The sequence below is a fragment of the Bifidobacterium sp. UBA6881 genome (assembly GCA_002451435.1).
GTDB lineage: Bacteria > Actinomycetota > Actinomycetes > Actinomycetales > Bifidobacteriaceae > Bifidobacterium.
The window spans coordinates 10,610-11,063 of the sequence record DKCF01000005.1; the positions used below are offsets into that span (position 1 = coordinate 10,610).

Genomic DNA, 454 nt, shown 5'->3' on the forward strand with positions numbered 1-454 from the left:
ATGAAATCGCATGGAGATGGTGATTGTTGTCGCACGATTTGAAATTGCCCTCAAAATTTAGAATCGTGCGACGTTTCTGCTGATAGAGAGATGCGTCATGCGTGGAATAGCCGACCGAAATAGATAGTCTGAAGAAAGCGCGATAAGACGAGAAAGCCGGCTCTGAAGGAACGAGTGGCAGTGCGAGAAAAGGCCGGTCCCGAAGAACCGGCCTTTTCCATGCGGACTCAGAAAAGTCGACACATCACTTCTTGGTGATGTAGCCCAGCGCCTTGAGCATTTCGGCGCTTTCCAGAGCGCCACCGGCCGCGCCACGCAGCGTGTTGTGCGCCAGGCCGACGAACTTCCAGTCGAAGATGGAATCCTCACGCAGACGGCCGATGGAAACACCCATGCCGCCCTCGTAATCCACATCCTTCTTGACCTGCGGACGGTCGTCATCGGTCAGATACTG

Annotated in this window: 1 pseudogene; it reads right to left on the reverse strand. The window is 54.4% G+C overall.

Annotated features, from left to right (window positions below):
• Positions 1-244: 244 nt before the first annotated feature.
• Positions 245-454, reverse strand: a pseudogene (locus tag B3C64_RS00265) (Asd/ArgC dimerization domain-containing protein); the annotation flags it as partial.